General features: G+C 43.7%; 22 protein-coding genes. 3 read left to right on the top strand and 19 right to left on the bottom strand.

Annotated features, from left to right (window positions below):
- Positions 1–139: 139 nt before the first annotated feature.
- The 6 genes from ABU165_RS17195 to ABU165_RS17170 form a co-directional block, all read right to left on the bottom strand.
- Positions 140–1,009, bottom strand: a complete 870-nt coding sequence (locus ABU165_RS17195; RefSeq protein WP_318060309.1) for a GNAT family N-acetyltransferase — start codon at positions 1,007–1,009, stop codon at positions 140–142.
- 115 nt (positions 1,010–1,124) lie between these two features.
- Positions 1,125–1,301, bottom strand: a complete 177-nt coding sequence (locus ABU165_RS17190; RefSeq protein ID WP_170939439.1) for a hypothetical protein — start codon at positions 1,299–1,301, stop codon at positions 1,125–1,127.
- Between the two features lie 58 nt (positions 1,302–1,359).
- Positions 1,360–2,205: a DUF2268 domain-containing putative Zn-dependent protease gene (locus tag ABU165_RS17185; protein WP_318060310.1), complete on the bottom strand. Its 846-nt coding sequence runs from the start codon at positions 2,203–2,205 to the stop codon at positions 1,360–1,362.
- Positions 2,206–2,300: 95 nt separating this feature from the next.
- Positions 2,301–3,299 carry a DUF3231 family protein gene (locus ABU165_RS17180; protein WP_129612669.1) on the bottom strand — a complete coding sequence of 333 codons (999 nt, stop codon included), beginning with the start codon at positions 3,297–3,299 and terminating at the stop codon, positions 2,301–2,303.
- Positions 3,300–3,400: 101 nt separating this feature from the next.
- Positions 3,401–5,191: an oligoendopeptidase F gene (pepF, locus tag ABU165_RS17175; RefSeq protein WP_318060311.1), complete on the bottom strand. Its 1,791-nt coding sequence runs from the start codon at positions 5,189–5,191 to the stop codon at positions 3,401–3,403.
- 58 nt (positions 5,192–5,249) lie between these two features.
- The gene (locus ABU165_RS17170; protein ID WP_009793387.1) at positions 5,250–5,438 is read right to left on the bottom strand and encodes a hypothetical protein; all 189 of its coding nucleotides are present in this window, start codon (positions 5,436–5,438) and stop codon (positions 5,250–5,252) included.
- Positions 5,439–5,593: 155 nt separating this feature from the next.
- On the opposite strand from ABU165_RS17170, the gene ABU165_RS17165 reads away from it, so the two are divergent.
- On the top strand, positions 5,594–6,055 hold the full coding sequence (locus tag ABU165_RS17165; RefSeq protein WP_353762679.1) for a BsuPI-related putative proteinase inhibitor: 462 nt from the start codon (positions 5,594–5,596) through the stop codon (positions 6,053–6,055).
- Positions 6,056–6,093: 38 nt separating this feature from the next.
- Here the strand turns inward: ABU165_RS17165 and ABU165_RS17160 are convergent, their stop codons facing one another.
- From ABU165_RS17160 to ltaS, 3 genes are all read right to left on the bottom strand, one after another.
- Positions 6,094–6,507 (bottom strand): hypothetical protein, encoded by a 414-nt coding sequence (locus tag ABU165_RS17160; RefSeq protein ID WP_262382956.1) that lies wholly within the window; start codon positions 6,505–6,507, stop codon positions 6,094–6,096.
- Between the two features lie 52 nt (positions 6,508–6,559).
- On the bottom strand, positions 6,560–6,895 hold the full coding sequence (locus ABU165_RS17155; protein WP_148949333.1) for a hypothetical protein: 336 nt from the start codon (positions 6,893–6,895) through the stop codon (positions 6,560–6,562).
- Positions 6,896–7,245: 350 nt separating this feature from the next.
- Positions 7,246–9,252, bottom strand: coding sequence for a lipoteichoic acid synthase (ltaS, locus tag ABU165_RS17150; RefSeq protein WP_248137678.1), 2,007 nt, complete (start codon positions 9,250–9,252; stop codon positions 7,246–7,248).
- Between the two features lie 471 nt (positions 9,253–9,723).
- Here ltaS and ABU165_RS17145 point away from each other — a divergent pair, with 471 nt between their 5' ends.
- Complete coding sequence (locus tag ABU165_RS17145; RefSeq protein ID WP_318060312.1) at positions 9,724–10,320, top strand: protein kinase; 597 nt, start codon at positions 9,724–9,726, stop codon at positions 10,318–10,320.
- Positions 10,321–10,351: 31 nt separating this feature from the next.
- On the opposite strand, the gene ABU165_RS17140 is transcribed toward ABU165_RS17145, so the two are convergent.
- The 10 genes from ABU165_RS17140 to ABU165_RS17095 form a co-directional block, all read right to left on the bottom strand.
- The gene (locus ABU165_RS17140) at positions 10,352–11,869 is read right to left on the bottom strand and encodes a CPBP family intramembrane glutamic endopeptidase (protein WP_318060313.1); all 1,518 of its coding nucleotides are present in this window, start codon (positions 11,867–11,869) and stop codon (positions 10,352–10,354) included.
- 16 nt (positions 11,870–11,885) lie between these two features.
- A complete protein-coding gene (locus ABU165_RS17135; protein WP_009793375.1) occupies positions 11,886–12,314 on the bottom strand; it encodes a hypothetical protein in 429 nt (142 codons plus the stop codon).
- Positions 12,311–12,514 (bottom strand): helix-turn-helix transcriptional regulator, encoded by a 204-nt coding sequence (locus ABU165_RS17130; protein WP_009793374.1) that lies wholly within the window; start codon positions 12,512–12,514, stop codon positions 12,311–12,313. Before ABU165_RS17130 ends, ABU165_RS17135 begins: the two co-directional genes overlap by 4 nt.
- Positions 12,515–13,031: 517 nt before the next feature.
- Positions 13,032–14,243, bottom strand: a complete 1,212-nt coding sequence (locus ABU165_RS17125; protein ID WP_148949330.1) for a TolB-like translocation protein — start codon at positions 14,241–14,243, stop codon at positions 13,032–13,034.
- Positions 14,244–14,297: 54 nt separating this feature from the next.
- Positions 14,298–14,744 (bottom strand): SRPBCC family protein, encoded by a 447-nt coding sequence (locus tag ABU165_RS17120; RefSeq protein ID WP_148949329.1) that lies wholly within the window; start codon positions 14,742–14,744, stop codon positions 14,298–14,300.
- Between the two features lie 19 nt (positions 14,745–14,763).
- Entirely contained in the window at positions 14,764–15,054 is a 291-nt protein-coding gene (locus ABU165_RS17115) for a hypothetical protein (protein WP_009793371.1), read from the bottom strand.
- A gap of 254 nt (positions 15,055–15,308) precedes the next feature.
- Positions 15,309–15,791, bottom strand: coding sequence for a tetratricopeptide repeat protein (locus ABU165_RS17110; protein ID WP_009793369.1), 483 nt, complete (start codon positions 15,789–15,791; stop codon positions 15,309–15,311).
- A 4-nt stretch (positions 15,792–15,795) separates the two neighbouring features.
- Complete coding sequence (locus ABU165_RS17105) at positions 15,796–16,065, bottom strand: DUF5316 domain-containing protein (RefSeq protein ID WP_148949328.1); 270 nt, start codon at positions 16,063–16,065, stop codon at positions 15,796–15,798.
- Positions 16,066–16,204: 139 nt separating this feature from the next.
- A complete protein-coding gene (locus ABU165_RS17100) occupies positions 16,205–17,383 on the bottom strand; it encodes a GTP-binding protein (protein ID WP_022543974.1) in 1,179 nt (392 codons plus the stop codon).
- A gap of 43 nt (positions 17,384–17,426) precedes the next feature.
- A complete protein-coding gene (locus ABU165_RS17095) occupies positions 17,427–18,596 on the bottom strand; it encodes an FAD/NAD(P)-binding protein (RefSeq protein ID WP_318060314.1) in 1,170 nt (389 codons plus the stop codon).
- Positions 18,597–19,115: 519 nt separating this feature from the next.
- Here ABU165_RS17095 and ABU165_RS17090 point away from each other — a divergent pair.
- The gene (locus tag ABU165_RS17090) at positions 19,116–20,111 is read left to right on the top strand and encodes a permease (protein WP_318060315.1); all 996 of its coding nucleotides are present in this window, start codon (positions 19,116–19,118) and stop codon (positions 20,109–20,111) included.
- The last annotated feature ends 2 nt before the right edge of the window (positions 20,112–20,113 follow it).

Raw genomic sequence — 20,113 nt, 5'->3', positions numbered from 1 at the left:
GATCACTGACAAGAGTTTACCGTTCCCCTTACTAAAACGGAACATTATTTCCTCTTACTCTCCGCCTGACATGATATTCTCTTATTGTACAGGCCATCCTGCTTCATGTTCTATTGTTAATTTGCTTTTTCTCTATCCCTCAACCAAATGCCTGTGCCGCCAAAGCAAACAAACGGCCATTTCTGGCAGGCATAGCTTCCGCATGTAAAACCATGACAGGAGGTGAAGCAGAAAGCGTAAACCCGCTGTACTCTAGAATTTTCATAAAGTCATCCTGACCTGACGGCACATCAATCCTCAGCTGTCCCTGATGGCCGTTGGCAAGCCGATCGAGCAAAAGGGAGGCAGTTTCAATATCTTCTGCAGCAATGGGGCCAAGAATGAGATTGACTGGGCCTTGAATCGAAAGACCATAACCAATCAGCTTTCCTTCTGCATCAAAAGCAAGCAGGCATTGTTTAGCCTGTGCTATTCTATTTTTCAGAAAAACCGTCCTCCCATCCCCGAAGGCTGGTTTATCAAACTCTACAAGACTTTCAAAATAATCAGGGCTGAATCCCTTTATGACCGAAACTTTCCCTTTCTCAGGAACTGCTGGCTGATTATAATTCCGGCATAGATATTTATGTATGGTGTCTACTTCAGAAAATCCCAATTTAAGATACAAAGGCCTTCCTTCTTCAGTGGCAACAAGCAAAATGCTTGTTCCATCAGCGGCCAATTCCAGGCAGCCCTGCACCACCTTTTTGGCGAGACCTTTTCCCCTGAAGCCGGGATCTGTAATCACCAGCCCGAGCCATGCCAGGCTTTTATCATATGGGATCAGTGCTGCACAGGAAATAAGCACCCCGGCCATAGTCTTATGGCCCAGAACAGTTCCAGATTTAAGGACCGTTAAGACTTCTTCCTGTTCATAGTCCCAGCCGACCCCTGCGGAAAGCGTGATCAACCCTTGAATATCATCTTCACTCAGTCGCATGAGGGAAATATCTCCTGCAATTGGCTTCATTTCCTTTTCCCTACCTTCTTTCTAAGCTGCTTATCTTTCAGTCAGGCTTTGAATAGTGTTCATGTGAATGCTGGATTCAGTCTTATTAAACTCTGCTTCACCCTTCACCAAGCCATCAGTTAAAGAAGGACATAATGATGACGGCAGCAATTGAAAACAGGAAAAAACCGATAATGACATATTTTATGATCTTAATCGGTTTCGGAAGGCTGCGAACATCTGCTGAATCCGGAAGCCCCTCAATCTTTTTCATATGATCTACAGCATCATTCATCGGTTCTTTTCCAGCCATTTTGCCATCTCCCTTCACTCTTTCTACATATTATTTCTCTGTTTCAGCCTTCATTCCTTTAAAATAAGCCATGCTTTTTGAAGTATAAATAAATATCAAAGATCCGGTCAGTATTCATAAAAGTCAAATCCTTAAGGCTCATCCCGCCTGACATCAGGCTATTGATGATTTGAGCCCCGGCGAAATAGCCGCTCCTGCCCTCAGCCTCTGTACCTATGAAGTATTTCTCAAGCATCCTCCTATCGAGAGGTCGGTCCAAATCATTAAGAATTTCTTCTTCTAATTCTGGCAAAGATAATTGCAAGGTCCGATAATGATATGGACTCATCATCAAAGCTTCGGCAATTGATGCATCATCAGGACCCCTTCCTGATAATTCCAAGGATGCCCACACAGCCAGACCTTCAGCAGCCGCCAGCTGCCCTGCAGTCAGTGCATTGAAATTTTCTTTGCCTTTCAGACGGTAAAAGCGGGCCATATGGCTGAATTCATGCGGTATGAGGATTTCGGGATCTTTTTCTTCCAGGAGCTCAAGTCCAAGGTAAATAAACGGATCACTGGACGGGAGAGCTGCACCGTCGCTGTAGCCAACCCCAGTCAGCAGGTAGACAGTAAAATCTTCGTGAAAGTCAAAATAGGTACTGCATTTCTTTAAAATCGCCTCTATTTTTTTGAGCGGAAATTGTATCTGCCCTTTTTCAGACTGTAAGAGCAGATCCTGAAAATTTAATTGCCCGACAGTAGTTCGGATTCTCTCATCATCCAGGTTGTACAGACTGCTGAAAAGAGGATCAAATGCTGCTTTGTATTTATTATAGTAAACCTGCCATGCTGGATATTTACCAATACTAGGCACCCGCTCTGCCGCTTCTTTAAAATCATAAAATCCATCGACCAGCTTCATCCGCTCTGCGCTCCCTTCTCCTTATTAATTCAGCATAACAGCAGAAATAACCTTTCTAAAAAAAAATAGAGCCGCAAAATGCAGCTCATTAAGATTTATTTTACTAGTTCATTCCGGTCTGCTGCATGAGGAGGCCTTTCCAGCCATCCATGCTTGATAAGAATCTGCAGACCATCCTCGGCATACAGGCCCACTTCAGCCAGCAGACGGCTGTAATCACCGGCAATATCTCTCCTTGGACTGGCCGAAAGCGCTGTACCGTAATTTCCTATCCCTGAAGCAGACATTAAATTCACCTGGAACATCATCAGTTTGTCAGAAAAAGGTGCTGCTTGGCTTTCAGAAATCTCGGCATCCCAAGTGACAGGGGCAGGCAGATCTTCCTCCTGCAGGAAGCGGCTAAATATCCTGGAATGTTTTGTAGCAATCTCCTTACCGCGCATCATATAATCTTTGACATCTTCTTTTTTGGCTGTTTGGGCAAACCCCAAAACGACTGCACAGCCAAAATAGTTAGTCTGGATATTCGCAAACAGATGGCTTATCTCTGCAGCTGTCAGTGGCCTCTGCCTGCCGAACCAGCCGGCCAGAAAATGCTGATCCTCCACCATAACTGCCTCTGTAAGAGGAGGAATATAAGGCGACCTCACTTCAAGCCCTTTCGAGAGCAGTAACTTTTTGGTCTCATTCATCAATTCCATTGTGGACGATATGCAGGACATAAAATGCTCACGGATATCATTACGATAGGTATGCGGCAGGATTCCTCCATAAATCACTAAAGCTCCTTTTGCCATTTGTTCGGTATAGAAAAGGAAAAATTCATCTGAAAACAGCCTTGGTGCATTCGGATGAACATCCTCAGCGGTAAAGCCAATTGGAACCGCGTGCCCTTCTTCCCTGAAAATATCGGAAGTCACTTTCATATGCTGTTCAGACAAATCCAGTGCATGAGCTAAAACTGCCTTTATTTCACTATCCTCCACACAAGCAAGATAATATTTATAAACACATGTGAACATACTGTCAGCTATATAATTTGCCCATAATCCTCCAGTTTCTGATGCAGTCAAGCGAATGCGATGATTTTCCAAAAAAATACCCCCACTATCTTAATGGAGCTATTTTCCCCAAAATCTTCAGTTGATATGAATGCTTATTTTCAGAAAGGCTGATAGAGCATTCTGGCTCACACCTATAGCGTCTTCTCCAATTCCTCCACAAGCTCGCCAAACTTCTTCATAGAATTTTCAATAGGCTCTGGTGAAGTCAGATCTACTCCCGTCTTCTTTAGCAGTTCAAGCGGGTAATCGCTGCTTCCGCTCTTCAGGAACTCGATATAAGACTCAAGCGTCTGTTTGTCGCCTTCAAGTATTTTAGTGGCAAGATGGATGGCTGAAGCAAATCCGGTGGCATATTTGTACACATAAAACGGGCGGTAAAAATGCGGGATCCTGGACCAGCCGTATTTCACCTCTTCATCAAAGACAAGCTCCTCTCCATTATACTCACGGAAGAGGTCCTCATAGATTCCGTTGAAAACCTCTACATTGAGCGGTTTTCCCTGCTCTACATATTCATGGGTGATCTTTTCAAACTCTGCGAACATGACTTGTGTAAAGAAGGTTCCCTTGAACTTATCGATAAAGTGGTTGAGTAAATGCTTGCGCACATTCTCGTCCTTCTCATTATCTAGCAGGTAGTTGATCAAGAGCACTTCATTGACCGTTGAAGCCACTTCAGCAACGAAAATGCTGTAGCGCGCTGAGATCTGCGGCTGATGCTGGCTGCTCAGCTTGCTGTGCACCCCATGCCCGCACTCATGCGCCAGTGTGAATAAGCTGTTCAAATCATCCTGGTGGTTCAGGAGGATATAAGGATGAACACCATAGACACCCATATTATAAGCGCCTGATCTTTTCCCCGGTGTTTCGCGGACATCGAGATAGCGCGCATCTTTAAAGTCCTTCAATGTCTGGACATAATCCTCGCCAAGCGGTGCCAAAGCCTTCAGCATAATTTCATAAGCCTCTTCATAAGGAATTTCCTGTTTCACCCCGCTTACAAGAGGGACACTCAAGTCATACTGATGCAGCTCATCAAGCTTGAGCTTTTCTTTTCTCAGCCTGTTGTATTCATGCATGGGTGCGATATTTTCCTTTGCCGATTGAATCAGGTTTTCATAAACCTCTTTCGGGACATTATCCCCGAAAAGCCCTTTTTCCAAAGCAGAAGGATAACGGCGAAGCTTGGATGTCGCCACATTATTCTTGATCGCAGCAGACAAGGTGGATGCAATTGTATTTTTCAGTTCGACATAAGGCTTGTAATAAGCTTTATAAGCTTCCTTCCGCTTTTCGCGGTCTTCATCTTCAATCAGCTTGCTGTACATGCCCCGCGTAAGCCGGACCTTCCCGCCATCATCTTTTGTTACCATCCCGAACTTGATATCGGCATTATTGATCATGCCATACGTATTGCTTGGAGATGAAAGCGCCTCGCCAAGCTGTGAAAGAATTTCTTCCTGCTCTTTGGTCAGGACATGTGTTTTATACCTAAAAGATTCAAGCAGATCTTCCTCGAAGTATTTCAGTCCGTCTTCAGCTGCGATATATCCTTTAAGCGTCCCTTCATCAAGTCCAAGGAGATATGGCATGAAAAATGAAGTGGCCGATCCGACTTTTACCCCAAGCTGTTTGACGCGGTCCTGCAGGGCCTGTGCAGCTGTATCCCTCGTATCCTGATCCACTTTAAACATACTGTAAGCATATACATGAGTAAATGTGTACGACAGCTCTTCACTTAGCTTTAAATATTGGTAAAGGTCTTGTGCATCATGAATATTGCCGTCATACTCTTTAAGCTTTTCAGCCATTTTCCCGACTTTATCGAAATCCTGCTCCCACAGCTTTTCATCACTATAGATATCCTCAAGATTCCACGTTTCTTCAACAGGCACATCCTGCCTGGAAGTGTATGCTGTCATATCCGTCACTCCTTTTGAAAAATAATTCTATTTATTATGTACGGAAAACCCGCTGAGGCTATTCCCCTTCAGAAATAAGTATTTTGTAGCCTGCAAGCTGGGGACCTTCTTCATAGCTTTCCCTGCTGATGATATAAAACCCTGATTCTTCAGGATCGGCAATCACCAGTTCATCCGGACTTTTATCCACCTGGGCAGCGTCCAGGCTGAAATATTTTTCCCCTAATAGGGCATGATCGAAATTCATAAAAAAACCTCCTTTTGAAAAAGATATCAGAACATTAAAGAAATACCAAAGCTTATGCTTTATTTTACCCTTATTGCCTGTAACTTTCTTTATCCTGTTTACGCCAGTATATATATAGGGAAAAGGAATCCTGGCAGCAAAGAAAGGTGATCATGATGTATAAATGGATCCTGGTGCTGACACTTGTTTTAGCAGGGTGCGGCACGAGCGCAGAAAATAATGAACCGGGTAAAGAAACAGAAAATAACACAAATGGAGGAGGGAGCGGCATTATTGCAGGCAGTGTAGAACCTGAACTTCACAAACAAAGCTCATTGAATTATATGTACACCATTAAAAACCAGACAGAAAAGGAAGTTGAAATGAAATTCCCCACTTCCCAGCGTTTCGACTATTCCGTAAAAGATAAAGACGGAACCGAAGTATTCCTGTTCTCAAGTGCGGCATTTTTCCTCCAGGCTGAGGGAAAAGAAATATTGAAGCCTGCTGAAGAGCTGAATTATGATATCAACCTCAGCCAGCTGAAGCTTGCCCCGGGAACGTACACGCTTGAAGCCTGGATGACACAGCAGGACGGGGAAGACTATAAAGTCACCGAGGAAATTACTGTTCAATAGACAATGTCCCCTGCATTTGCATCCTTGCAGGGGTGTTTTTATATCATTCTTATCACAGGCTCATGAAAGGAAAACACGTGAACGTGGTGCTCAAAACATGCAAAAGAATAATGCGTCAGCTCTTTTCCTTCTGATTCCTGATAAGCATATTCCTTTTTTACGAAATCCTGCAGCTTTGACTTCATATAGACCCTGAACACTTCTCCCTCAAAAACTTCTTCATTATCCCAAACCGTATAATCATCATGAACGACAGAATAAGTAACATAATTCTTAAACTCAATCTCTGCCCTTAAGGCTTTGCTGTCAGGATGCGGAAAGATCATCAGGTCTGTGGCATCTTTGCTTATAAGGACCGTAATGCGCAGCATCGCTCCTTCCATTCTCGGCTCGGAAATTTCATGAAATGAAATCGTGATATCCTTCATCTCCATTAAGTCTTTATATCGCATATATTCTCCTTTCCGAACCAGGATTTTACATACTATATAGTAAATATAAAAATTAATAATAATACCAGTAATAGATAGCCGCGCCTGCCGCCGCCATCCCTAGAAGCATGAAACTCCGCTTCCTGCTTTTTTTCCAAATATATAGGCTGGCGTTAACCATTCCGGCGAGAACTAAACAGAAAGACAAATTCCTCAAACCTTCATCAAAAAACAAGAAATTCACAAAGTTCAGAAGCAAGCCTGCAGACATCAGGCCTGCTCCTCCGCCAAGCGCATCTCTCCAGAATTCCCCTTTATCCTCATCAGGGCTCTTGCGGTATTCCTTTCTTACCGCAGCAAAGATCCAAAGAAAAAAAAGAACGACCATCACGAGCTTTATGTAGAACAATCAGCGCCCTCCTACTTAGCAGTATCTGCCAATTACTAAAAAGTTCTTGAATCCTGCATTCAATGGAATCAGCCATATAAAAAGACTAAGTATGGCAGTAAGTATAAGCAGCAGCTTAATCCCTTTTTCGGCAGCCAGCTGAATCATGTATATTGAATGAAAAAGAGTCCGCTGCTGACTAGCAGGAAAACCATCATTGGTCCTACAATGAAAAATAATGAATTCAAACCGTTCACTTCCAATTGGGGTCCATATCCTCTATACGGTCAATCCTGGGAAAAGTTCCCTAAATTCTGCATGCTATGGACTAAAAAGAAAAAGGCTGCCCTTTTATAGGACAGCCTTTACTGCTACTCAGCTTTGCTTGAATTTTCCTCTTCTATTTGATCTTCTGTTATTTGTTCTTTATCAGCTTCTTCAGCATCAGCATTTTGATTCTCTGCAGATTCATTCAGCTTGTACTGATATTTCGAGCGGTCCACCGGTTCAAAGCCTTCCGGTGTATAAAATCGGAGCAGGTCACCGTTAACAACTTTATCTGACAGTTTAAGCTTCTGCTCTACATTCAGCTTATATTTTTCCGCTTCTTCAAGCCTGTTTTCATCCAGCAGTTCACCTGTCTTGGAATCGTAGAACTTACCGCCTGTCGAAGTAATCTCAGGGCTTGCAAAATCTCCATTACGGAAAGGAACGATTTCATCATGCTCCTCTGACAGAAGGTCTGTTCCAAACTGAATATTGTCTTTGTTCTCTATTCCAAGCAAGTGGAGTACGGTCGGCAGCAGGTCGATCTGGCCGCCATATTCATGATTGACTCCGCCTTCCATGCCAGGCACACGGATGAACAGAGGCACCCTTTGCAATCCTTGGCTGACAAAGTCATCGACTTCATGTCCAAGCACCTCTTCCATTGCCTTATTATGGTTTTCGGAAATCCCATAATGGTCTCCGTACATAATAATAATGGAATTATCGTATAGGCCTGCTTCCTTCAGATCCTCGAAAAACTGCTCCAGCGCCTCATCTGCGTATCGGGCAGTCTGGAAGTAATTGTCGACTGATTTATCCCCCGTTGTATGAGGGGCAATCGTAGCTTCAGCCTGATCCATCTTATAAGGATAATGATGAGTTACTGTAATGAACTTTGTATAGAAAGGCTGCTTCAATGATTGTAAATGGTCCATGGACTGCTCAAAGAACGGTTTATCCATCAGGCCGTATTCTGCCTGAGGGGCAGTCATATCATAATAGCTTGAATCAAAGAATTGATCGAAGCCAAAGGATTTGTATATTTCATCCCTGTTCCAGAAGCTTCCGGAGTTACCGTGGAAAACAGCGGATGTATAGCCATTCTGGCCCAGGATGGCAGGTGCAGCCTGATACGTGTTCGTACCCTTTGTTGTAAAAGCGGAGCCCTGAGGCAGTCCGTAAAGGGAATTTTCAAGCATGAATTCCGCATCAGCCGTCTTCCCTTGAGCTGTCTGATGGTAAAAATTATCGAAGTACATCGTATTCTGATCACTTGTGAGTGAATTCAGGAATGGCGTTACTTCTTCGCCATGCAGCTTATAATCAATCAGGAAATTCTGGATAGACTCAAGGTGAAGGTAAATGACATTCATTCCTTCACCGGCCCCGAAATATTTTTCATTGGGTTTGGCATGATTTGATTTTGTGAAGTTGATGACTTCTGTCACATCATTGCTGTCCGCAAAGGCCCTCTGTGCAGTTGATTTGGTACTTTGAACAGCATCATAGATTGTATAATTGTACATTCCAAGATATTTGACAATATAGTTGCGGTCAAATCCGCGCGTCAGCAGCTGAGGGCGATCTGACTCAGCCAGTCCAAGATTGAAGCTGGAAATAGCCAATGACAGGAACATTAATGCCGCTGCTTTCCTGCGCGGCACAGCAGCCATATCCATTTTCACAAAACGGCTTGCCAGCAATACAGCCAGGAGCAGCAGATCAGCAAAATATAGGATATCATGCGGCTTTAACAGGGATGTCACACTTCCGCTCACATCGCCGAAGTTTTGCGTCTGAGTCAATGTCGGCAGTGTCAGGAAGTCATTGAAAAACCTGTAAAACAGAACATTTGCATACAAGAGGAAAGACATGAGCAAGTCTATTCCAATCAAAGCAAAGTATTTCTTCCGCCCTTTAAAGAAAAAGGCAATTCCGAGGAACAGCATTGCTGATCCAAGCGGATTCAGCACAAGCAGGAACTGCTGCAGGACACTGTCAATTCCAAGGCTGAACTCATGGGCCTGCACTGTGTATGTCTTAATCCACAGCATCAGGACGGCCAATGCATAAAAGCCTGCAAATTTAGTTAGTATATTCGCATTCATATAGTTTGTTTTCTTCAAGTATAAAACCCTCTTTCTATTGCAAAATCGAAATCTTGCACAGGGGAAGCCATTTCCCGTTTCACATCTTTGGCCCTTACATTGCAAATGAAGCACAACATAATGTGTAAGTGTATCATGTTTCTGTGCAAAAATGAACTGGAAACCGATTCAAACCAGCTTGTTCACAAAAAGCTCACATATATTATACGTATAAACAGCCCAAAAAGTTTCAGCGTGCTATGGACAGAAAATATCACAGACTCAAATATATATACCCAGGATTAGAAAGATATTCCTGGTTTTTTTGATTAAAAAGAAATAGTCTGCTAAAATTTAGGAGAAAAATTTGTTATCCATTATATGGTATTAGCGTTGCCAGGGCGTAACGCGGAAATTATGCATTTTCTCCTGGCTGCGACAAATCTTGTTTTCCTTTGTCGAGATCAGGAGGTCACAAATGGAGGTAACTTTATGACTGGGCATATAGGGGAACTTTGGCAGAAATATTGCATAGAGGAAAATTTTATCGGAATCGGATCTACAAGAAAGGTTTACAGGCATAAGAACTATGCCATCAAAGTGCATCTTCATCCAATAGGATACAAGCAATCTTTAATGGAGAATGAAATTTTTCAATTTATGAAAACACAAGGATTGGCCAGCCTGTTTGCTGAAACCTTTTATGCTGATCCTTCTGTTGCCGTGCAAAAATACTATGAGCCTGTACCGTTAATCAATCTTCAATCTTTTGAGATTGATAGAGATAGAAACAAGGCATACATTCAAGCCGGCTATGAAAAAGCTTTGCGGATTCTTGATGCTGAATTCGACTCTTTTGATCTTAAAGACAGCAGCAATTATGGTTTTAATGAAGAGAAGCAGCTCGTTTTCATTGATTACGGCATGACAAGGACGCTGTATGAAGAGGAGTGGGTCCCTTTGGCCGAATGCGGTGTCCTGCCGCAAATATATTTTGAACGGTGCATCTCATGCGGGATAGAAAAAGAGCTCCGCATGTACGGAGAAGATGATGAAGACAAAAGGTGCCTGCAATGCGGCAAAGAATGAAGCAATGAGGCACCAGAGAGCTATTAACCTCTCAAATAAATTGCGGGGCAACGACATGTATGACGATATCAGCAAAGATATGGGCGATCATTGCATATTCCAGCCCCGCATACACGAATATCGCTCCGAACACGATACCTCCTATTCCATTTATAAGGAGCATTCCAAGAACAAGACCAAGAGTCATGTCGAAAGCCGAAGCTGCAACACCATAATGCAGCGCGCCAAATAAGAGAGCTGCGCTAAAGATGCTGATCCAGATGGCAGTTTTCCCAGGCTTCTTTTTCTTGATCTTCACTGTTAACCAGAGAAGCAGAGTGATAAAGAACAATCGGAACATGGTTTCTTCTGTAGTACCCGCTCCGAAAGAGCCTAAAAGACCCAGTTTCCAATCAGGTTCGTTTATGCTGGTATTATCAATACCGAGCGGCTTCGATATAAAGTAGCTTGTGATACAAATCACAATCCCTGTCAGGATTCCATAAAAGACAGCCTTTCCTGCATCTTTTCCATGCTTCCCCCAATCTCCTGTACGCATAATAAAAGATTCCAGTATGGGAATTTTAACAGCTGCCGTTCTCGCCATCAGCAGAGCGAGCAGGATTAGAATGCCAGCTTCGATTAGGGTCTGACCTGCAAAAATCAGCGTAAACACTCCTTCGGACACACCCAGTTCCTTATGGAAACCTTCCCTGGCCATCGCATAAGGAGCTAATGCCAGTGCCCCTGCCAGGTTGATCGCGAGTAGCAGGAAATACACCCTCCAATTAACAAGCGGCTCTTTTATTGTTTGGACCTGGATTTCTTCTTCCTCATCTGAACACTCAGCCATTCTCAGCTTCAGCAGTTCAGCAAGTTCGTCTGATTGCTCGATATATATGAAGGCTTTCTTTACTTCTTTTTTTAATCCAAAATAACCTCTAGCGGTAACAGGCTGCTTAAAGATTATTTCATATCTAAGCTCATCCCCCATTCCAAATATCCTGGTCAGCACTCTCGGGAAAGCGGTCGCATGAAAGACACCCTTTTCGTAAATGATTCCCCCGCTTTTGTTGTATTGAAGGGATGCTTTCTGTATGCTGTCAATCTCGCTGATATGGAAGGACAATTCCCTCCTCGCCCCGATTTTCATATCAACCCTGTTATTGCTGACGGTGATAGGTGTATTGCGGAGCCAGTTATAATCGCCGATCATATAAATGATGCTGTAAATATGGACCGCTGAAATAGTGTAAGCAAGGGCGGGCTCCTCATTTCTCAGATAGATATGAAAAACAATCATCTCAAGAATCTGTTCATGTAAGAGAGCGAGGAATAGCCAAAAATAATTGGAGCCTTTCAATAATGGAAAAACAGCTGTCTGATTTGCAGGCCTCGTCTTCCCCCATTGGAAAATGCTGTAATACAGAATCTTCCCTTCTTTTAACACCATCGCTCCAAATGGGTTATGATCGATCCTTCCCTGTTTATATTTGATAAAAACAAATATCAGAAAAGCCTCGAGCAATACAGCCAGTATGGAAAGTGAAATCAGCATCTGTTTATCCATTTTAGCTCCCCCTTTATCAGTGTCTTCTCAGCTCCAGCCAAAAAATCACGTATTGCACAATGCCCATCCCGGCAAGAAGCATGACCGGGAAGTAAGGAATATGATTCAAGAAAGCTGTCAGTGCAATGGCAACTGGGATGAATGAGGCAAAAAAGATATACACCTTCCTGGTCGCCTTATAGGTGATCCACTGCTGACCTTCGTCCTCTTCCCTCAACTCCATCGGGATGATCTGCGGTTTCACCTTGCTGCCAGGGTTCAGCTTATTGTAAACAGGTATGGAAGCAACAAGGATGAGTATTGGAATGCCGAGGTACAGCGGATCAATATTCATCCATCCAGGAACACTTTCAGTATAATAATTGCCGATCATTATGATCCCAAGGCCCAGGATCAGCAGGCAATTAAAGAGTGGAGATTGAAAAATAGCTTTTAGCATGGTCATTCTTCCCCTTCTAAATGGAATATCTGTTCGACCGGGACTCCAAATACAGAAGATATCTTTAAGGCGAGTGTGATGGACGGGGCATAATCGCCCTTTTCAATCAGCCCGATCGTCTGCCGAGAAACACCGATCTTATCTGCAAGATCCTGCTGTGTGTAACGGAATCTCGCCCTCATTTCCCGAACGGAATTTTTTAACATGGTAATTTTCCCCTCCCTATGTCACCTTAAGAGTAAAGGATTATAGTCAAAATGTAAACGATAGTTGTCATTTATCCATAATTTTGTAACAATTAGAATAATAAATTTTGGTTTTTTGGAAGGAAAAAGATAGGGAGAATAGCAATAACAAGCGAGTACCTAGAAGGTTATTGGGGGGGCTTTCGTAAACAAGTGGCGATCTCAGCCTGGGCGAGATCGCTGCTTTCATTACAAATCATGTGTTGATTAGCCTCTATTCGATGCATGAGGGACTTCTTTTTTTCAACTCATGCACTGATTAACCTCTATTCGATGCATGTGGGGCTTCTTTTTTTCCAACTCATGCATTGATTAGCCTCTATTCGATGCATGAGGGACTTCTTTTTTCTCACCTCATGTACTGTTTAGCCTCTATTCATACATATCATCGCTTCTTCTCAACTCTAGCTTAGTTTACACTCATTCGTTATCTGAAAAAACATATCAAATAAGCCCATCCTCAGCGAATGGGCTTTCTCTACTTGCTGTTGTAAAAAACCGGTGCACCGTCCACTCTTTCAAGCCATACCTTTGCCTTGCCGGCTGCTCCCTCTTTGATCCAGATTTCTCCCTGCAGTCTCCCGCTTTCTTTTCGCATCCATGCAATATACTTTCCTGTAACTTGAGGCTTGATATCCATGCTGCCTGGTTTTGGGAAAGTGATTTGCTTTTGGATGCCTGATTTAATATTGATGTTGTATAGCTTTGAATACATCTCTGGGACCGGCCCTTCCTTCCAGTCTTTATTTTCCTTTGCCCGGGCCGTGATCACCTCGTCTGCTGTCAGCCAAGCGAGGTCAATATCTACATAGCCTTCTGGGGTATAATCCTTTTGGCCTGCTGAAATTGGAATATCTGCTACCGACGTCCTTTTATCCTGGACTAGAAATCTGCCTTCACCTGAAATATACGCAATTTTATTTTCTGCCGGGGACCATTTAAACCAGTCCGGCTGGTTCAGCATCTTGCCGATAGTCTGGAAACGGGTTCCTCCTGCCGACAATACTATGAGTGTGTTGCTGTCTGCAGACCATGATGCGGTCGGGACTCCCAGAAAGCTTATCCACTTATCGTCTGTGCTCCACTTAAAATGATTTGCATCAATCGCGAACAATTTGTCAGGGTCCGTTTTAATCGTATAAAACGGCTTGATTTTTTCAGCGTTCAGTGCGGCATCCTTCTTTATTTTGAACAGCCTTACCGGCCCCCATCCTGTGGGCAGCAGTTCCGCTTGTGACGAGGCAATGAATCCCTTGCCGTCCGGCGTCCATGTAAAATCACTTACGCCCAAAGAGACATTTTCAAAGCCTTTTGGTATTCCGTTTTTTGTTTTTGTGATATTAAGGACTCCCCTGGAAGTGTAAGCAATCGTATTGGCATCCGGAGACCATTCGAAGTGATAGGTCTCGATAGTTTTATAGGGCTGATAGCTGCGTTTCTTCTGTAAATCATATATATATAGGTAACGCTGTTCACCCTCTTCAGACAGATAAGCAATGAACCTTCCATCATAAGACCATTTCGGATCTGATGCCTGTCCCCCTTCAGTCAAACGGGTTTCTTTTTTTCCCTCAGCAAGCCACAAATTACCGTCCCGTATAAAAACTGCCTTTAAATTTCCTTCAGCCTGACTGGTAAGGGGCATGCTTGCAAAAATAATCACTATGCATAAAAAAATCCTTAATCTCATGGAAAATCCCTCCTGCCATTAGGGTGTCCCGATTAAGGATGAGCATTCTAATATTCAGCCTAAATCCTGCTTGCAGACCTGGCCATGCTCTGCATAAAACTTAAGGAGGACCAGTGCCTCTCCCCAGCCGGCTGCACATTTAACGCAGGCATCCAAGTCTTTTCTGGAGGAGGAATACCCTGTCTCCCGAACACTGACAAGCGTACCTTTATCAGCAGGCTCCAGTGTAAACGCCACCGTCGTCGTACTTTCACCTGGAGTCCATTGAAAAGTGAATCGCCTGCCCTGCTCTGCATGAAGGATCTTCCCTCCATCCTCAAGCACAAGTTTTTCCGGACCATAACTGTTCCATTTCAGGCGGATATCACCTGTGCCATCAGATTTCAAATTCAGGACCGTTCCATCGGTAAACCAGCTGTTCCAGCCTTCCCCAGTGGTTAAAATCTGAAATATATCTTCTCTGTCTTTCCTGATCAAAATTCTATGTTCGATCACTGGCATCTACTATTCCCCCAATTTATCAAGGCATAGAGCTTGTTATCAGCTCTATGACAAATGCTAGTACGGCCAGCAGCATGGTCATGATCGTACTGCTGAATAAAATGTTTTTACTTATCCTTATATATTTCTCAGGCTCCCTGAGCTGGTGGTAAATGAGGGAAACCAGAAGGCCAAGCATAATGGCTGCACCCCACAGAACCAATCCAGGTACAGTCGTCAGCTGTTCCCAATCTGCCATCCATAAAAATAGTATATACAGCTGTGATCCCAGGATAAATAAACCTGCGATCGCTCCTAGTTTTCTTCTCATAATAAAACCTTTCCTCTCAATTCTGACTGCTCACGCTGCGCTGAAAAGGGATATGGCACAAGACTTTCCCTATGCTTGAGGTCCCCTTCGCTTCTTTTTTGAAGATGATCTTATGTATTCCTTGTGCTGTTTCAGACAGCTCGATTACAGACACTTCTACTGCTTTTTCATTGCCTTCTTACTTTTATAATAGATTTGACGAAAAAAAGAACAGTAAGTTTCACATTAAAGAAAAAAGGACCTGTTAAAGGCCCTTATTTCCAGACTGTATCCAACTTATCTGCATAAAATAATATTGCCTTTCTATACTGGTGAATGCCTTCGTCTGAAGATGTTTCCGCCAGGCTTTCCAGCAGAAGGCCCATTGCTTCTCCATGGCTTCCTAAATTGTACAAAACCATAGAATAAAAAACGCTCATTGCACGGTTATCAGGGAATCTTTCCATCCCCTTCTCAAGCGTATATCTTGCCTTCTGATATTCTCCTAATGTACGGTAAGTGCTCCCCAATCCGAGCAGTGCCCCCTCCAGCTCTTTATCTGGAAGTCCAAGGCTGATGGCTCTTTCATAATAGGGAGCTGCATCCGCTTCTTCCCCCAGCAAATCAAAGCTCCAGGCAGTTTGATAGCTGATCAGCGCATCGCTGGGATTTCTGTCAGCAAGCTTCTTGAGGATAAGATTTGACTTCTTGAGCTCTCCCGATCCCCTAAGGTTAATTGCAAATTCAAGTTCTTCCATAGATTTATCCTCCGCCTGAAACAAGATAATATACCAATACTGCTATCATATTCGGGAGGCCGAACAGCAGGACACAGCCCCCTATTTTTTGCCGCTTCTTTCTATCATTCTTGCTTTCTGTGTGAAAATTAGCCCTGTTCTGCCCGCATATTAAAATTGAAATTAATGATACAGTCCCGCTAAGCATCACTAAAAGATTCCAGTCATCCGCCGCAAAAGAACCAGCCGCCGCAAGACCCGCCAGTACTATCCCTGTTAATAATGCTTTTCTCATTAAGACATCCCCTTTTCTTCATTATATTTATGAAGAGAAAGAGCCGTTAATCTTGTATTCTTCTTTTTTAAATGAACTTTATCCTTCCTCTTAAAAAAAAAAAAAACGCCGCAACATTTTAATGCGGCATCTTACGATTTTAGAAAGCAGGCAAAGGGTCCTCAAAAGTCTTCCAGTCTGCCTCAGCTTCCTCTTCACTAATCAGGCAAACATCAAGCGAATCCTCAATGGCCCGGCGGTCCATTTTTATGCCGATCATGACCAGCTCTGTCTGCCGGTCCCCTGTTATTTCATCCCAGCTTTGCTTAAGCTCGGGATCTTCTGACAGTATCTGTTCCCGTTCGGCCTCGGGACGCGATGCAATCCATGCACCAGCCCCTTGCAGGATAAGCGACGGTCCAGCCTGAGAAAGAAGACCGGCAGTATCTTCCCTGCCTGCAACCCAAATGAAGCCTTTTGACCTGACAACCTCGACAGGCCATTGTTCAAGCCATTGCATAAACCGGTCAGGATGGAATGGCTTTCTTCTTCTATACACGAAAGAAGAAATTCCGTATTCCTCGGTTTCCGGTATATGCTCTTGATTAAGCTCCTTAATCCATCCTGCATTTTGTCCAGCTTGTTCCAAGTCAAAAAGTTTTGTATTCAGCACGCGTTCCAGGGGCACTGCCCCCTGTATTGTTTCGATGATATCTGCTCCCGGGTTGAGCTTGCGGAGGACGGCTGTAAGCTTTTCGGCAGCTTTCCTGTCTGTTAAATCGATTTTGTTCAGCAATATCACATTGGCAAATTCAATCTGATCGATCAGCAGGTCCACCACTTCGCGCTCATCTGAATCCCCTGCCGCCTCCTGCCTGTCCAGAAGGCTTTCTCCTGACGTAAAGTCCTGCCAAAAACGGTATGCATCCACAACTGTCACCATGGTATCCAGCCTGCAAATGGAGGACAGATTAATTCCTAAGTCTTCGTCTGCATATGAAAAGGTCTGAGCAACAGGAACCGGTTCGCTGATCCCTGTTGATTCAATCACGATATAATCAATATCGCCTTTGGCCGCAAGCTTTTCAACCTCTATCATCAAATCCTCGCGCAGCGTGCAGCAGATGCAGCCGTTCTGCATTTCAACCAGCTTTTCATCTGTCCTTGAGAAGCCGCCCTGCTTCACCATTGCAGCATCAATATTCACCTCGCTCATATCATTGACAATCACAGCCACCTTCAGGCCCTCACGATTTGCCAGAATGTAATTGAGCAAAGTTGTTTTTCCTGAGCCAAGATAGCCGCTCAAAACAGTAACAGGTATTTTCTTTATAGTCATAAAAACCTCTCCCTTAAACGTATTCATTACGATTTAAACATGATCATAAGCTGCTTGTAATTCTTTCTGCTGCCTGGCGTGCCCCCGAGATATTTCGGGCAATCGGCCCTATCTCCAGCTCTGCCAGTGCTCCTGTAACATAAAGTCCGTGAGACCATTGGAGTGAATGGCCAACAATCGGATAACCGCATTTTGCACAAGGCAGGCTATGCGTTTCAATAAAAGGGGCAAGCCATTCTCTTCCCGGGAGGCCGGGCTGAAAGCCTGTAGCCAAAACAACAGTCCCAGTCTGATGGATGAGCTCCCCTTCTTCATTGAACATAGAAATGCCCTCTCCGCTCCATTCAGCCCGCTCAACATGGCCATCAATAAGGTGAAGCTTTTCCTCTTTAGCCAAATGCTTGATTTTTGACAGAAGATCAAATGGAAGGGATCCCTTATTCCTTGCTTTTATAATCTGCCGGCGTTTTTCCTTCCAGGATTCCAGCTTGCGGAAGCCATATTGGTTTTTGGGACCGAGCCACCCTGGATCACTGTCAAAATCATGCACCCGGAAAGGATGACGCTTAAGCAATGCTGCCTGGCCGGGATGTTGTGTGCTTAAGCTTATGGCCAAATGAGCCCCAGTTATCCCTCCGCCAAGGATCGTAAAAGGACCTTTTAGCTGCTTTAAATCTGGAATGCCTTTTTCAAATATATGATGAATGGAAGGGCATCCTTCTTCTTTCATCTTAATGGCCCATTCAGGAAAGAAAGGCTGTTCTCCAATCCCGATTGCAATGGCTAGATTTTTTGAATCTAAAGTACGGCCATCCTGAAGGGCAACATGCCAGCCGCCCTCCCGCTCCAAAGCTTCGCTCACCCTGCCATGCACCCATGAATCTTTTAATTTTGTTTCCTGGATAACATGCTGGCAATGCTCATTGAATAATCTTAATGAAGGTCTCTTATACCTGCCATAGAATGCTTTCGTTTGTTCGGTATCACCGGCAAATTTCTGCAGGCTGAAAGGCCCGTCATCGATATGATGCACAGAAGGCGATCTCAAATAAGGCATCGAAATGGCAGCTGTGCAGTGGTTCCAATTAAATAGCGGCTCATGATGCGGATCAATAATTGACAGCCCTTCTAATGATACTTTTTTCTTTCTCAGCAAGATAGCAGCCAGCGTAACACCCTGAATTCCCCCGCCGACAATGACCCATTCTTTCATCTTTTGAATCCTCCTTGAAAAAAGCGCTTGGCTGATGTGATCTATGTAAGGTTCTGCCTCAGCTTTTTGTGTTTATTAGCAACTTTTTTCTTTTATTAGCAACTTTTCCAGTTTACTAGCAACTTTTTTCTTTTATTAGCAACTATTTAGTTTTATTAGCAACTTTTCAGTTTTATTAGCAACTTCAGTGCCAACTATTCTAAAATAAAACGTAATAGTTACGATTTATTAATTAAACCACAACTTCTAAACCTATGCAATCCCCACTTCTGATAAGATTCCCCAACATTCTATTTGCCTGCATCTGTTCTGGTTCTATTCACTAATCAGGATCTTCCTAGAACGATTTGCGCACCTCTTCTCCTGAATAAACAGGTATTCCAGCCTCCTTAACTGCTATAAATTGGGCAGGTATATTCCCATGGACAAACACATATAGTTAGCTTAGAATGTAAAGCGTAATAATTACGTTTACTTCAAATTCCGATACCCGCGGGTGCTGTTATTTAGGAGGCTTATATGGATCGAATAATGAAAAGCAATATGGGCGATCTGACAGGTATGATTATCGCTGTTGCAGCAGGCCTGTTTATCTTTTTGATTGTCAGTTTTCAAGAAGCAGTGGAGCTTCCCTCATCATTGCTCAATTTGAATACGATTTTTATCAGTATTTTGATAGAGGCGCTTCCATTTGTATTGATCGGTGTTCTTATAGCCGGGTTTATACAGATTTTTGTAACTGAGGACCATATTAAAAAATGGATACCTAAGAACAAATATATGGCGATATTGATGAGCTGTACGGCGGGAGCCCTTTTTCCAGCATGCGAATGCGGTATTGTTCCGATTATTCGAAGACTTGTAGGCAAAGGGGTGCCGATTTATGCGGGAATTGGCTTTATGCTTACTGGACCGCTTATTAACCCGATCGTTATTGCTTCTACATATATGGCATTTGGCAATGATGCGAAGATGGCCGGTCTTAGAATGGGGCTGGGTTTTGTCATTGCACTGGCATCCGCATTTGCTGTCAGCCTTTTCTTCAAAGGCAATCAATTTAAAAAAGGCCTTCATACAGAGTCCGCGCAATCAATGAGCAAAGCTCCCTTCACGGACAGGCTTTGGTCGATGCTGACACATTCTATTGATGAGTTTTTTGATATGGCAAAATATTTAATCCTGGGGGCTTTCCTGGCTTCATTCGTACAGGTATACTTGCCTGCAAGGACACTGCTCGAGGCAGGGAGCGGCCCTGTCACATCCCTGCTGGTGATGATGGGCCTTGCTTATATTCTATCATTATGCTCTGAGGCCGATGCATTCATCGGGGCGTCATTCGGCAGCATCTTCCCTCCTGCCTCTGTTTTGGGCTTCCTGATTTTCGGTCCTATGATTGATTTGAAAAATACTCTGATGATGCTCAGCGTCTTCCGCAAAAGATTCGTCTTATCCGTCCTGCTGATTGTCGCGGCAGCCGTCTTTGCAACTTTGCTCATTGTACAGGGATTATGGTAAAG

Origin of the sequence: Cytobacillus sp. T106 (assembly GCF_040492155.1) — a bacterium.
In the GTDB taxonomy this organism is placed as follows: Bacteria; Bacillota; Bacilli; order Bacillales; family Cytobacillaceae; genus Bacillus_AB; species Bacillus_AB infantis.
Note: the sequence above shows the minus strand (reverse complement) of the source record. Positions and strands in the feature narration are given on the sequence as shown.

Excerpts from the sequence above, each read along its gene's own strand:
- ABU165_RS17115 (WP_009793371.1), bottom strand. The coding sequence starts at position 15,054 with ATGAGAAGAAAACTAGGAGCGATCGCAGGTTTATTTATCCTGGGATCA.
- ABU165_RS17090 (WP_318060315.1), top strand. The coding sequence starts at position 19,116 with ATGGATCGAATAATGAAAAGCAATATGGGCGATCTGACAGGTATGATT.
- ABU165_RS17190 (WP_170939439.1), bottom strand. The coding sequence starts at position 1,301 with ATGGCTGGAAAAGAACCGATGAATGATGCTGTAGATCATATGAAAAAG.
- ABU165_RS17095 (WP_318060314.1), bottom strand. The coding sequence starts at position 18,596 with ATGAAAGAATGGGTCATTGTCGGCGGGGGAATTCAGGGTGTTACGCTG.
- ABU165_RS17130 (WP_009793374.1), bottom strand. The coding sequence starts at position 12,514 with ATGTTAAAAAATTCCGTTCGGGAAATGAGGGCGAGATTCCGTTACACA.
- ltaS (WP_248137678.1), bottom strand. The coding sequence starts at position 9,252 with ATGAATGCGAATATACTAACTAAATTTGCAGGCTTTTATGCATTGGCC.
- ABU165_RS17165 (WP_353762679.1), top strand. The coding sequence starts at position 5,594 with ATGTATAAATGGATCCTGGTGCTGACACTTGTTTTAGCAGGGTGCGGC.
- ABU165_RS17140 (WP_318060313.1), bottom strand. The coding sequence starts at position 11,869 with ATGGATAAACAGATGCTGATTTCACTTTCCATACTGGCTGTATTGCTC.
- ABU165_RS17160 (WP_262382956.1), bottom strand. The coding sequence starts at position 6,507 with ATGCGATATAAAGACTTAATGGAGATGAAGGATATCACGATTTCATTT.
- ABU165_RS17195 (WP_318060309.1), bottom strand. The coding sequence starts at position 1,009 with ATGAAGCCAATTGCAGGAGATATTTCCCTCATGCGACTGAGTGAAGAT.
- ABU165_RS17185 (WP_318060310.1), bottom strand. The coding sequence starts at position 2,205 with ATGAAGCTGGTCGATGGATTTTATGATTTTAAAGAAGCGGCAGAGCGG.
- ABU165_RS17120 (WP_148949329.1), bottom strand. The coding sequence starts at position 14,744 with ATGCCAGTGATCGAACATAGAATTTTGATCAGGAAAGACAGAGAAGAT.
- ABU165_RS17110 (WP_009793369.1), bottom strand. The coding sequence starts at position 15,791 with ATGGAAGAACTTGAATTTGCAATTAACCTTAGGGGATCGGGAGAGCTC.
- ABU165_RS17105 (WP_148949328.1), bottom strand. The coding sequence starts at position 16,065 with ATGAGAAAAGCATTATTAACAGGGATAGTACTGGCGGGTCTTGCGGCG.
- ABU165_RS17125 (WP_148949330.1), bottom strand. The coding sequence starts at position 14,243 with ATGAGATTAAGGATTTTTTTATGCATAGTGATTATTTTTGCAAGCATG.
- ABU165_RS17135 (WP_009793375.1), bottom strand. The coding sequence starts at position 12,314 with ATGACCATGCTAAAAGCTATTTTTCAATCTCCACTCTTTAATTGCCTG.
- ABU165_RS17100 (WP_022543974.1), bottom strand. The coding sequence starts at position 17,383 with ATGACTATAAAGAAAATACCTGTTACTGTTTTGAGCGGCTATCTTGGC.
- ABU165_RS17170 (WP_009793387.1), bottom strand. The coding sequence starts at position 5,438 with ATGAATTTCGATCATGCCCTATTAGGGGAAAAATATTTCAGCCTGGAC.
- ABU165_RS17145 (WP_318060312.1), top strand. The coding sequence starts at position 9,724 with ATGACTGGGCATATAGGGGAACTTTGGCAGAAATATTGCATAGAGGAA.
- pepF (WP_318060311.1), bottom strand. The coding sequence starts at position 5,191 with ATGACAGCATACACTTCCAGGCAGGATGTGCCTGTTGAAGAAACGTGG.